Here is a 12,766-nt window from a genome sequence, read left to right as displayed (position 1 = left end):
GGCTCAGCCCTTCGCGCCGGTCTGCGCGGCAGCCTGGGCCTTCTCGCGCTGGAACAGCGATTCCATCTGCGGCTTGGCCGAGCGGTACTGCTTGGGCCAGTCGATGCTGGTGAAGCCGATCTTGGCGGCCTCGGTCAGCGTCCACGCCGGGTTGGCCAGGTGGGGGCGCGCCACGGCGCACAGGTCGGCGCGGCCGGCCGCGATGATGCTGTTGACGTGGTCGGCTTCGCTGATGGCGCCTACCGCGATGGTCTGGATGCCGGCTTCGTTGCGCACGCGGTCGGCAAAGGGCGTCTGGAACATGCGGCCATAGACGGGCTTCTCGGCCTTGCTGACCTGGCCCGACGAGCAATCGACCAGGTCGGCGCCAGCGGCCTTGAAGGCGCGGGCGATCTCGACCGCGTCGGCCGGGGTGATGCCGCCTTCGACCCAGTCGTGCGCCGAGATGCGCACCGACATCGGCAGGTGGGCGGGCCACACTTCGCGCACGGCTGCGAACACCTCCAGCGGGTAGCGCAGGCGGTTGGCCAGCGAGCCGCCGTACTCGTCGGTGCGCTGATTGGTCAAGGGCGAGATGAAGCTCGACAGCAGGTAGCCGTGGGCGCAGTGAAGCTCCAGCCAGTCGAAGCCGGCTTCGGCCGCCCAGCGGGCGGAGCGCACGAACTGGTCGCACACCTCGTCCATGTCGGCGCGGGTCATGGCGCGGGCGGTGTCGCTCACGCCCTTCAGATACTGCTGGGGCGAGGCCGAGATCAGTGGCCAGTTGCCCTCGACCAACGGCTTGTCGATGCCTTCCCAGGCCAGGCGGGTGGAGCCCTTGGCGCCAGCGTGGCCGATCTGCACGGCGATCTTGGCGTCGCTGCGCTGGTGCACGAAGTTCACCACGCGCTTCCAGGCGTCGCGCTGGGCTTCGTTCCACAGGCCCGGGCAGCCCGGGGTGATGCGGGCGGTCGGCGAGACGCAGGTCATCTCCACCATGACCAGGCCTGCGCCGCCCAGGGCACGGGAGCCCAGGTGCACCAGGTGGTAGTCGCCGACCAGGCCATCGTCGCAGCTGTACTGCGCCATGGGCGACACCATCACGCGGTTCTTGATCGTGAGGTCGCGCACCGTCAGGGGGGTGAACATGGGCGGCACGGGCGTGGCACCGTCGGCGGTGCTCAGGCCGGCCTGCTCGGCGAACCAGCGCTCGTAGCCTTCCAGCCAGCCCTTGTCGCGCAGGCGCAGGTTCTCGTGGCTGATGCGCTGGCTGCGCGTGAGCATGGAGTACATGAACTGCTCGGGGGCCAGCTGATCGCAGTAGCGCTCGCCACAGACCTCGAACCATTCCATCGCGTTCCAGGCGGCGTTCTGCAGGCGCAGCACGTCCACCGCGCGGGCAGCCTGGTAGCGTGCCAGCACCTCGGGGATGTTCTCGGGCGCATCGCCCAGGGCCTGGAACTGGGCCGTGAGTTCGATGGCGTCTTCCAGGGCCAGCTTGGTGCCCGATCCGATGGCGAAGTGGGCCGTGTGCACGGCATCGCCCATCAGCACCACATGGCTCTTGCCGTTGTGCAGCGACCATTGTTCGCACTTGACGCGCTGGAAATTCAGCCAGGCCGAGCCGCGCAGGTGGCGCGCATTGGTCATCAGTTTCTCGCCCTGGAGGTTGCTGGCGAAGAGCTTCTCGCAGAAATCGATGGATTGCTGCTGGTCGGCCTTGTCCAGCCCATGGGCCAGCCACACGTGCTCGGGGCACTCGACGATGAAGGTGCTGGTCTGCTCGTCGAACTTGTAGACGTGGGCCTGGAACCAGCCGTGCTCGGTCTTCTCGAACAGGAAGTTGAAGGCGTCGTAGACCTTGTTGGTGCCCAGCCAGATGTAGCGGTTAGGGCGCAGCGCGATGTCAGGTTTGAAGGTGTCCTGGTACTTGGTGCGGATCTTCGAGTTCAGTCCATCGCTGGCGATGATCAGGTCGGCATCGGGGAAGTCGGCGTCGGAATCGACCTCCTGCTCGAACACCAGCTTGACGCCGACCTCCTCGCAGCGGGCCTGCAGGATGTTGAGCAGCTTCTTGCGACCGATGCCCACGAAGCCATGGCCGCCCGAGCGGATGGTGTGGCCCTTGATGTGCAGTTCGATGTCGTCCCAGTGGTTGAAGGCCTGCTGGATCTGATCCGCCGACTTGATGTCCCAGCGGCGCATGTTCTCCATCGTGGCGTCCGAGAACACCACGCCCCATCCGAACGTGTCGTAGGCGCGGTTGCGCTCGACCACGGTGATGTCGTGCGTGGGGTTGTGCTGCTTCATCAGCAGGCCGAAATACAGGCCGGCCACGCCGCCACCGATACAGACGATCTTCATCTCAATCCTTCCAGTCAGGAGCGTTCGCCCAAGGGCATGCACCGCATGTACATGCCTTCTAAGTGATTTAGTTCTAAAGTAGTTTAGCGAACTAAATTGAAAGGGGCAAGGGGGCGAAGGCGAGTGTCGTCAGGGATTGCGGGCAGGGCCGGGAAAACGTTGAGGCGGGTCAAGGCACGAGGACGGCACGGGCCGGTGTGCCGTGTCTGTCCCACGATCTAGGGCTTGCCAAGGGGGCGGTGGTGGCAAAAAGTGGCCGCAGCACATCACCCACAGATCCTCAGGAGGACAGCATGGCGGACCCGAGCAGTTATCACTTCACGCTCCCGAAGAGCAAGCGGCCCTCGGAGGTCACTTTGAACGAACCCTGGTATCCCGGGGTGCAGCCCTTCTGGCCGGCGTGCACGACCAAGCGCTCGGTGGACCCCATCCTGGGGGTCACGGCCGTGGTGATCCATGCCACCGCCGGCTCATCTTCTGCCGGGGCCATCTCCGTGATCAAGCGGGCGAAGGACCCGGCATCGTTCCATTGGCTGGTGCCCGATGAGGACGAGCCGCAGCACGGTCAGTTGGTGTGGGCGTGCGTGCCCGAGGCGCTGGCGGCCTGGCACGTGCGGAACGCGGCCTCGCACCCGGATGTGAATGGCGGGGCCACGCGGGTCAACCACTGGTCGCTCGGCATCGAGGTGGTCAATGCCCAGAAGAACGATCCGTTCTCTGACTGGCAGATCGAGGCGACGGCGCGGATCGTGCGCCATTGCTGGGCGAAGTACCCCAACCTGCTGCACGTGCTGTCGCACGCGAAACTGGATCCTCAGCGGCGCAGCGACCCGGGGTCGCACTTCGACTGGGCCCGGTTCAAGGGCCTGGTGCTCAACGGCGAGGCCGAGGCCGTGGATCCCCTGGTCGCGCTGGCCAAGCCCTTGTCGAAGCTCAAGCCAGCGGAGGCGAATGGCTGCTGCGACGTCTGATGGGTCAGACCGCCTTCACAAGATCAAGCAGCGGTGCTGAGCGGCGCCTCGGCCTGGTCCAGTGAGAACTGCGTGCGCAGCAGGTGCCCGAAGCGTCCGTAGGCGGCCAGTGCACCGGCGATCACACGGTCTTGCACCTCGGCCAGCTCTGGCGCATCCAGGGCCGCCACGAAGCGCTTCCAGACGCGCGCGCGTCCATCCGGATAGGCCGCCAGGTTGCGGGCGCCGAATTGACCGTCCAGCCCGAGCTTCTCGCTGACTTCCTTGAGCAGGAAGGCCGCGCCCAGGGTCGAGCCTTCGGACACGTACAGCCAGCCCAGCGCCTCGGGGGCGGTCACGCCCTGCGTGGCGATCGGCTCGCTGGGCACGGGTGCCTGCAGGTCGGCCAGGTCGGCCTGCGAGTCTGTGGCTCGGCCGCGTTCGGACAGGTCGGCCACCAGGCCCTGCACGGCCGGGTCGTCGAACAGGTGCTCCACATCGCGTTGGAACAGGTACTGCACGGCGACGAACTTGGCGTACTGCGCTCGCGAGGAGAAGGGCTGGGCCTGCTCCATCAGATGGTGCATCTGCTCATGCTGGGGAGCGGTCTCGAGCTTCAATCTCTGGGACAGCGTGTGGGTCAGGGTGGTCTCGGTCATGTGGGTGCGCTTGAGGGGCCGCCAGACGATATTTTGCAATTGAGAATCATTCTCATGATAGGCCATTTTGTAGAATTGTGCGGCCGGCGTGCATGACCGGGATGAAGAGCAGATCATGATCAAAAAAGGGGAGAGGTCTGGCAGACGCTGGCTCCAGGGGATCGCGCTCGTGTCCGCAGTGGCGGTGGCGCTGGTGGGAGGCTGGGTGCTGGCCAACAGCATCGACAGCGATCTTCGGCCTTGGGAACCCGGGTTGGAGCCAGTGGCCGAGGAGCGAGCGGATGGCGCACGCCATGAAGGCTGGCTGTCCTTGATGGGGTTGCAGCAAGGCCATCTTGATGACACCCTGGCGCAAGGCCGCAAGAGCTGGGCGGCCTGGGACGCCGGGCGCCAGCGGGTGCTTGCACTCGACCAGATGACCTTGGTGCCTTCGGTGCCGGCGGCGGTGAGACTTGATCCGGGCAGCGCTCTGTTTTGTCGCCCTTTGCATGCATGCGGTGAGACGTTTCGGCAGAGCCTGTCGAAGCTGCCTGAGGCGTTGAAAGCCGTGGCGCCCTTGGCAAGGGCCTGCGCAGACATCGGTCGCCTGACGGGTTTCGACGAGCCATTGGTACGGGTGCCTGTGGTCTTGAGCCGACCTGGTCCGGGCATGGCTCTGGGCACCTGTGGCAGGTTGTGGATGGCTCAGCTGGCCCTGGCCAGCCAGCAAGGGGATGCGGACAGCGCGTTCGAGGCCTGGGGCGCCTTGCACAACGTGTCCACCAGGGTGTTCGCTGGATCGCAATCCATCATCAACGGCGTGATTGCGGCGACGTGGCTGCAGGTGGTCCATGCCGAAGCACCCACCCTGGTGGCGGCGTTCCCGGTGCTGCAGCCTCGGGTCCAGGCTGCCTTGGCGACTCCGGTGCCATGGCGCGACGTGAGCCACCGTTGGTGGATCGATGAGGGTTGGGCGCAGGACCGCGTGCTCTATGAAGCGCTGGATGCCGGGGTCACCATCACATGCCTGGCGCAGGGGCCAGGTGTGGAGCGATGCGAGACAAAGCGGCCCGGGAAGCTGCCTCCGAAGTCGAGGCCTGTGTTGCCCAACCTGACGCGATCCGAGTTCCGCGAACAGCATGCGGCCGTCGTGGCGGCCACGAAGGACAAGGATCCGTCCGTGGCCCTGCAACGTTTGAAAGCGCAGGCCAGGCGCCAGACGGACAGTGTGTTTTCCAATCTGCATTTCAGGAACACCCTGGGAGGCATCCTGCTGTCCGTGTCCAGCCTTTATTCCAGTGTGGACCGGTACATGCGCCAGAGCATGGATGCGGAATCCACCAGGCAGGGGGCGGTCCTGAGCCTGGCCGTGCTGTCCCGGCGCCGTCAGGGGATGTCATTCTCCGAAGCCGATGTGATCAGGGCAACGGACGGCAGCGCGATCCTGAAGGGGGCCATCCATTGCGAGGACGACTGCCATCATCTGGTGCTCAGGTCATGGCGCCTGGATCCGGGTGCGCCTCAATGGCGCCTGCAAGCGAGTCCTTGAGCCGGTCTGGACAGGGTTGCTCACAGCAGTGTTGTGGCTGTGTCGGCCGTGTCGAGTGTCACCCCCCGCTGACAGGGCAGCGTGACGTGGAAGGTTGTACCGATGCCGGGCTGCGATTCGGCGGCGATCGTGCCCCCCAGCCGCTCGATGGCACGACGCACGATGGTCAGGCCCAGGCCGGTGCCGGGGAAATCGGTTTCTTCATGCAGGCGCACGAAAGGCTGGAACAGGCGGCTGGCATGGCGGGGATCGAAGCCGGCGCCGTTGTCCTGGATGAACAGCTGAAGCTGATCGTCGGGTGCAGAGGATTGAGCGCCCACGACCACGCGGGGCCGGCTCTGCTTGGATGAGTACTTGAAGGCGTTGGACAGCAGGTTGTCCAGCGCCAGGCGCAGCAACCCGGGGTCGCCATAGGCCGTGAGCCCCGGTTCGATCAGCACCTCGGCATCAGGCAGCGCGGTGCCCTTGCGCAGATCGGCCACCGACTGGCGGGCCAGCTCGCTCACGTCGATCAGCTCCATGTCGACTTCCTGGCGGCCCGCGCGGGCCAGTGTCATCAGGTCGGAGATGGTGTGCTTCATCTGCGAAGCGCAGTCGCGGATCGTGTGGATGTAATCCTGCTGCGCGGCGTCGAGTTTGGGGCTGACCTGCATATCGAGCAGCGAGCTGAAGCCCAGGATGGCATTGAGCCGGTTGCGCAGGTCATGAGAGACGGAGGACGAGAAGGCCTCCAGCTCCTGGTTGGTGCGGGCCAGGTCTTCGGTGCGCTCGATGACGCGGCGTTCGAGGTCCTTCTGAAAGCCCACGTTCTCGATGGTCAGCGCGGTGGCGTTGGCCAGCGCCTGCATGAGCTCGACATCCTCTGGCGTGGCATGGCGCTCGATGGCCCAGTAGGTTCCGATGGCGCCGATGGGGGATTCCGCGCGGATGGGCACCATCAACAGGCTGCGCACGAAGGTGACGGCGTAGGCCGCGTGCGGCACGCGTGGATCCTCATAGATGTCTTCGATGATCACGGGGGCCCGCGTCAGCATGGCGACGCCGCTGATGCACTCGCGGATCGAGAAGCGCTGGCCTTTCCACAGAGGCGAGATGGCGTCTTCGTCGGCGTAATAGCATTGCTCGCGGTCGCGCAGCACGAAGGTGGCCCCATCGGCGCCGCTCAGTTCGCGCGCGGCGCGGCGCACGATGGCCATGACGTCCGCCAGGCTGCGGGTCATGGACAGCTGCTGGACCACATCGACCAGGCGCGCACGCCGCGAGAGCAGGGCATCGGCGCGGGCCTTCTCGATGATGCTGCGCAGGTGGTGCAGGGCCACGCGCAGTCGGGTGCTATCCTGCGGGCCGATCACATCCAGGGCACCGGCATCCAGCCATTGATGGGCCTGCGCGGCCTTTGAGGTGTCCGACACCAGCACGAAGCCCGCCACCCCAGGCAGGCCGCCCAGCAGCGTGGCAGCATCGTGGCCCCACAGGGCGGCGGGGCTGATCACGCCCACCGGCTGGTGGTGCTGAAGCAGGCTGTGGAAGGCCGCCATGTCGGGGGCCGTGAGAACTTGGACCGAAGGCGGCAGCTGCGGCAAGGCCAGCGCTGACGGGGCTTCGGGATCCTCCAGATGAATGATATGCAGCGTCTGCATGGTCACACAGGTCGCGTCGGGAAGCCTACTCTACGCGCGAGTCTTCAGGCGTGCCAGAACCCCTGCACGACATGGGTGAATGACCGCACGATCTCTTTGAATTTGGGACACGCGGCCTAGGGCATGTCTGCCCTGCAGGCCGGTCGGGCACTGTGCGAGGGGGCCCCTTCCGGGTCGTCCGACAGGAAGCCGCCAGCCTGGCGGCTCCACAGGCGCCAGTACGCACCGCGCTGCTCCAGCAGGGCATCGTGCGATCCATCTTCGATGATGCGGCCCTGGTCGAACACCAGGATGCGGTCCAGGTGGGCGATGGTGGACAGGCGGTGCGCCACCACGATCACGGTCTTGCCTTTCATGACCTGGCCCAGTGTTTCCTGGATGGCCTGTTCGGTGAGTGAGTCCAGCGCCGAGGTGGCCTCGTCCAGGATCAGGATGGGCGCGTTCTTGAGCACCACCCGTGCGATGGCCACGCGCTGGCGCTGCCCGCCCGAGAGCTTCACGCCGCGCTCGCCCACCATCGAGGCATAGCCATCCTTGATCTGGCTGATGAACTCGTGGGCATGGGCCTGGCGCGCGGCTTCGATCACCTCGTCGTCGCTGGCCTCGATGCGGCCGTAGCGGATGTTGTCCATCAGGCTGCGGTGAAAGAGGCTTGGGTCCTGCGGGATCAGGCTGAGCTGGCTGTGCAGCGAATCCTGCGTCAAGGTGCGGATGTCCTGACCGTCGATCACGATGCAGCCCGCCTGCGGGTCGTACAGGCGCAGCAGCAGGCTCACGAAGGTGGATTTGCCCGAGCCCGACACGCCGACCAGGCCGACGCGCTGGCCGGCCGGGATGTCCACGCTCAGGCCCTTGAAGACAGGGGCCTGCGACGCATAGGCGAAGTCCACCGCCTCGAAACGGATGTGCCCGCGTGTGACAGCCGCGGCCCGGGCGTCGGGCTGGTCCACCAGCTCATGCGGGCGCACGATGGTCTGCACGCCATTGGCCACGTTGCCGATGTATTCGAAGAACTCCAGGAAGCGACGGCTGAGGTTGCGCGCCTCGTTGATCACCAGCAGCGACAGGCTCACGGTCATCACGAAGTCGCCGACCCCGATGCGGCCCTCGGCCCATAACTGCAGTGCGAACCACAGCAGGCCGATCTTGAGCAGGGCCGCGGCCGAGAACTGGAACCAGCGTACCCGCTCTGCATAGCCGTTGGACAGGCGCACCGCGGTCAGTTCGCGTTGCAGGTGCTCCTGCAGGTGCTGGCGTTCGAAGCCCAGGCGGGCGAACAGGCGGGCGCTGGTCAGGTTGGTGACCGAATCGACCACCGCCCCGGTGGTCTCGCTGCGCGTGGCCGCGGCCTTGATCACGTAGGGCCTGGCCCGCCTGGCCAGCAGGTAGGACAGGCCGACGAACAGCACTGTCCAGCCCAGCGCGAACCAGCCCAGCGTGGACTGGGCCTGGAACATCAGCACCACGGCCACGCCCAGCACGATGGCGGTGGGCCAGAACTCGGTGATCAGCGACCACAGCGTCTGCGTCACGCCCAGCGAGGTCTCGCTGATGCGGTGCGCCAGGGCGCCCGCGAAGTGGTTGCTGAAGTAGCGCTGCGAATGGTGCTGCAGGTAGTGGTAGATCTGGCGCACCACCTCCTGCCGCTGGCGGGGGCCCAAGCGCACCTGCACAGCGCCGGCCAGGCGGCCGAACAGCACCTCGCCCACGCACAGGGCCATGAACAGCAGCACGGGCGTGTGCAGCGCGGCCAGGATGGTGCTGCTGGCCTGTCCCTGGCTGCCGGTCACGCCCTTGAGGATCTGTCCCAGCGCATAGGGCAGCAGGATGCCGCAGGCCGCATTGAAGGTTTCGAGGGCCAGGATCAGGGCATACCAATGTCGGTTCTGGCGTACGAAGTGCAGCACGAAGCGCAGTGGGGTGTCGGGCAGGGCAGGGGCCCCGGGGGCGCGTTGACGGGCGGCGGTGCCGGCGATGTCTTTCGGGACGGCGTCTTGCGCCATGGAGATCCTCTGCGTGTCTGTGTGCTGGCCCTCTAAGGTACCTTGTTTGGGCGGCCCGACCGTGGCGCAGGGCGTTCCCCCTCAAGCGGGGGGCCTGAAATCCAAGCTTCATCCTGTTTCACGCCTTGACACGGCAACATGCGTTAATGAGAATAAATCTCATTCTCAAAAGAGAATCCGGTGCAGCATCAGTGGACGTTGCCCGGCTTGTTCGCCCGCCTTCGGCGGGTTGTTTTTTGCAGTGAAAGGACTCTTCTCGATGACTTCGATGTTTGCCAAAACCGTGATCGGCCTGGCCGTGCTGGCAGCCACGGGCTTGGCCCAGGCCAACGTGACCCATGAAAACATCACCGATGTGGCTGGCTCCGTGTCCTTCGACGCCTGGAACGAGCTCAACCGCAACCGTGCGGGCGGTGCGCTGACCGAGGCCGAACTCGTCGCCGGCAGCGGCTCCAACGTGGCTGGCTCGGGCGACGCGGTGTTCACCCGCCTGTCCGGTTCGCACTACCCGGCAGGCTTTGGCCTGTACGGCAGCAACTCGGTATTCACGTTCACGGACAACACCGTTGCCAGCAACATCAGTTCGCTGGTGTTCCAGGGCATCATCAATGACTTCGATGCCCAGTTCGGCGCCACGCCGTTTTCCCTGACGCTGAGCCTCAATGGCGGCAGCGATGTCCTGGCCGCCACCTCTGTCACCAGCGTGCTCAATGGCGGTGTCTCCGACCTGCACACCTACACCTGGGACCTGTCCGGCGTGACCACGCCCATCACGTCGTACAGCCTCACGCTGACGGCAGGCTTCTCGCAAGTGCTGGCGCTCCAGGTGGACCAGGTGGCTGCGGTACCGGAACCCAGCACCTATGCCATGGCCATCGCCGGTCTCGCGCTGGTGGGTGGGCTGGCACTTCGCCGTCGTGCTGCCCAGTGATCCTATTGACGATGCTTTGCTGATCCGCCTTCCGGATCGAGCTGAGCGGGCATCTGCTTCCGCGGGGGACGAGATGCTGACCGATAACCCCGACCCCGATCCCACCGCTGTTTCCCGATCCTGACCCACCGCAAGCAGCGGTTTGTGAGAGATCAAGGTGACGCCAGATGCGGCGTCCTAGCATGGCGAACCGTTTGAAGTCGTCATGTCTCCGTTCCCGATTTCCCTGCTTTCCGTCGAACCGCCCAGCCTGGTGGTCTGTCCGTCGTCCGTGCGCCTTCGCTGTCCAGCCCGATGAACACTTCGAACTGGCTCTTGCCCACGCCGCAGGAAGAAGCCGCCGCCTGCGCGGCCACGGTCGAGAACCTCGAGAACCCTGGACGCGCCGATCCCCCCGTGCGCCTGCTGCGGCATGTGATGCTGCCCACGACCATTGCCCTGGTCGCCGTCGTGCTGCTGTTCGTCTTCATCGCCGGCCATCAGATGTACCAGGCCCAGGTGGCCGCGGCATGGGCTGATGATCCGGCGTCCATGTCTGCCGAAGTGAGGCCGGGTACCCGCGGGCAGGATGCCGACCTCATCTCAGGCCACCTGCTGCTCAACGTGGCAGGCGCCGGTGCCGCGACCGTGGCCCTGATGCTGTGCGTGATGGTGGTGCGTGTGCGCGATGCCGAGGCGCGCCTGCGCCGCGCGGACATGGCCTTGCGCCTGGCGGCGACGGCATTCGAATCACAGGACGGCATCATGGTGCTCGACGAGCGGGGCGCCATCCTCCAGGTCAACCAGGCCTTCACCGACATCACCGGCTACAGCCTGCACGAGGTGCGCCGCCGGCCGGTGGAGATTCTGCAGGCCGCCGCCAACCCGCCTGACCTGTACGACACCATCGCCCGGCAACTGGCCGAACGTGGCCGTTGGGTGGGCGATCTCTGGAGCCAGCGCAAGAACGGCGAGGTCTATCCCAAGCGGCTGAGCCTCACGCTGGTGCGTTCAGCGCCGGGCGAACCGCGCTACTGCGTGGGCAGCTTTGCCGACATCACCGAGCATAAGCAGGCCGAGGCGCGCATCGAACAGCTGGCCTTCTACGACCCGCTCACCGGCCTGCCCAACCGGCGCCTGCTGCAGGACAGGCTTCAGCAGGCCGTGGCCGCATCCCGGCTGAACGGGCAGGGCGCGGCGCTGTTGCTGATCGACCTGGACGAATTCAAGACCCTCAATGACACCCTGGGCCATGACATGGGCGACCGCCTGCTGCAGCAACTGGCGACGCGGCTTCAGGGGGCCTTGCGCGAGCGCGACACCCTGGCCCGGCTGGGTGGGGACGAGTTCGTGGTGGTGCTGCAGGAACTGAGCCCCGGCCTGCATGAATCCGCCGAACAGGCCAGGGAAGTGGGCGAACGCCTGCTGAGCGCGCTGGCCGCGCCCTGCGAGCTGGACGGGCATGAGCATCACAGCACCTGCAGCATCGGCGTAGCGATGTTCGGCGCAGCCCACCCTGTGGCCAGCCTGGAAGAGCTGATGAAGCACGCAGACCTGGCGATGTACGAAGGCAAGGCCGCCGGACGCAACACGCTGCGCTTCTTCGACCCGGCCATGCAGAACGCCATCAGCCAGCGCACCGCGCTGGAGTCGGATCTTCGCCGGGGGCTGCAGCGAGGTGAGCTGCTTCTGCATTACCAGGCGCAGGTCGATGACACTGGCCGACTGCTCGGCGCGGAGGCTCTGGTGCGCTGGCAGCATCTGCAGCGAGGCATGGTCTCGCCAGCCGAGTTCATCCCCGTGGCCGAACAAGGCGGGCTCATCCTGCCGCTGGGTGAGTGGGTGTTGCTGACAGCGTGCCGCCAACTGGCATCATGGGCGTTGCATCCCTTGCTGGGCCGGCTCACCTTGTCGGTCAACGTGAGCGCGCGTCAGTTCCACCAACCTGATTTTGTGGACCAGGTGGTGATGGCCTTGCAACGCACGGGCGCCCGGGCCGACCGCTTGAAGCTGGAGCTGACCGAAAGCGTTCTGATCGATGACGTGGACGCCGTGGTGTCGCGCATGGGCGCGCTCAAGGCCTGTGGTGTGCGCTTCTCGCTGGACGATTTCGGAACGGGCTATTCGTCGCTGAACTACCTCAAGCGGCTGCCGCTGAGCCAGCTCAAGATCGACCAGTCTTTCGTGCGCCATGTGCTGACCGATTCCAACGATGCCGCCATCGCGCGGACCATCATCGCGCTGGCCGCGGCCATGGGCCTGAGTGTGATCGCCGAGGGTGTGGAAACGCAGGCGCAGCGAGAGTTTCTGAAGCGGCATGGTTGCACCAGCTACCAGGGTTATCTGTTCGGGCGGCCGATGCCGCTGGCGGCTTTCGAAGCGCTGGCACAGGCCACGGCGCAGGATGCGTCACCGGCTGGCAGACATTCAGTGCTTGGCGCTCGAACGCTTGGTGCCTGAAGAACTGCGGGCCGGGACCTTGGCCCCGGCCTTGCGCGCCTCGGACAGACCGATGGCCACGGCCTGCTTGCGGCTCTTGACGGGCTTGTCGGAGGTGCCGCTTTTGAGCGTGCCTTCCTTGTATTCGTGCATGACCTTGCCTACCTTGTCGGACGCTTTTTCGCTGTACTTTGCCATGGCAGCTCCTTTCGTTCGGGCCCGTACCGGCCCTTGCGACCATCACGGCAAGCGGTGTTCCCGGGCTTGGAACAGGCTCAATGCGCCGGCGGGATG

At 65.9% G+C, this 12,766-nt stretch carries 9 protein-coding genes; 4 read left to right on the top strand and 5 right to left on the bottom strand.

The window, feature by feature from the left end; translation table 11 throughout:
* Positions 1-3: 3 nt before the first annotated feature.
* On the bottom strand, positions 4-2,343 hold the full coding sequence (locus EIP75_RS20725) for a bifunctional salicylyl-CoA 5-hydroxylase/oxidoreductase (protein ID WP_125245103.1): 2,340 nt from the start codon (positions 2,341-2,343) through the stop codon (positions 4-6).
* Between the two features lie 293 nt (positions 2,344-2,636).
* Between EIP75_RS20725 and EIP75_RS20720 the strand changes: the two genes are divergently transcribed.
* Positions 2,637-3,314, top strand: a complete 678-nt coding sequence (locus tag EIP75_RS20720; protein WP_125245102.1) for an N-acetylmuramoyl-L-alanine amidase — start codon at positions 2,637-2,639, stop codon at positions 3,312-3,314.
* A 23-nt stretch (positions 3,315-3,337) separates the two neighbouring features.
* On the opposite strand, the gene EIP75_RS20715 is transcribed toward EIP75_RS20720, so the two are convergent.
* On the bottom strand, positions 3,338-3,952 hold the full coding sequence (locus EIP75_RS20715) for a biliverdin-producing heme oxygenase (protein ID WP_125245101.1): 615 nt from the start codon (positions 3,950-3,952) through the stop codon (positions 3,338-3,340).
* Between the two features lie 169 nt (positions 3,953-4,121).
* Here EIP75_RS20715 and EIP75_RS20710 point away from each other — a divergent pair, with 169 nt between their 5' ends.
* A complete protein-coding gene (locus EIP75_RS20710) occupies positions 4,122-5,480 on the top strand; it encodes a hypothetical protein (protein ID WP_125245100.1) in 1,359 nt (452 codons plus the stop codon).
* A gap of 20 nt (positions 5,481-5,500) precedes the next feature.
* Here the strand turns inward: EIP75_RS20710 and EIP75_RS20705 are convergent, their stop codons facing one another.
* On the bottom strand, positions 5,501-7,120 hold the full coding sequence (locus tag EIP75_RS20705) for a sensor histidine kinase (RefSeq protein ID WP_125245099.1): 1,620 nt from the start codon (positions 7,118-7,120) through the stop codon (positions 5,501-5,503).
* A gap of 116 nt (positions 7,121-7,236) precedes the next feature.
* On the bottom strand, positions 7,237-9,123 hold the full coding sequence (locus tag EIP75_RS20700) for an ABC transporter ATP-binding protein (RefSeq protein WP_125245098.1): 1,887 nt from the start codon (positions 9,121-9,123) through the stop codon (positions 7,237-7,239).
* 259 nt (positions 9,124-9,382) lie between these two features.
* Here EIP75_RS20700 and EIP75_RS20695 point away from each other — a divergent pair, with 259 nt between their 5' ends.
* Together EIP75_RS20695 and EIP75_RS20690 are read left to right on the top strand one after the other, a co-directional pair.
* Positions 9,383-10,054 (top strand): PEP-CTERM sorting domain-containing protein, encoded by a 672-nt coding sequence (locus tag EIP75_RS20695; protein ID WP_125245097.1) that lies wholly within the window; start codon positions 9,383-9,385, stop codon positions 10,052-10,054.
* Between the two features lie 294 nt (positions 10,055-10,348).
* Complete coding sequence (locus EIP75_RS20690; RefSeq protein ID WP_125245096.1) at positions 10,349-12,493, top strand: putative bifunctional diguanylate cyclase/phosphodiesterase; 2,145 nt, start codon at positions 10,349-10,351, stop codon at positions 12,491-12,493.
* Here EIP75_RS20690 and EIP75_RS20685 read toward each other — a convergent pair.
* On the bottom strand, positions 12,461-12,670 hold the full coding sequence (locus EIP75_RS20685) for a DUF6496 domain-containing protein (protein ID WP_125245095.1): 210 nt from the start codon (positions 12,668-12,670) through the stop codon (positions 12,461-12,463). The two genes, EIP75_RS20690 and EIP75_RS20685, sit on opposite strands and share 33 nt — an antisense overlap.
* Between the last annotated feature and the right edge of the window lie 96 nt (positions 12,671-12,766).

Source organism: Aquabacterium soli, from assembly GCF_003933735.1.
Lineage (GTDB): Bacteria > Pseudomonadota > Gammaproteobacteria > Burkholderiales > Burkholderiaceae_C > Aquabacterium > Aquabacterium soli.
The sequence above is the reverse complement of the archived record's forward strand: the minus strand, read 5'-3'. Positions and strand labels throughout refer to the sequence as shown.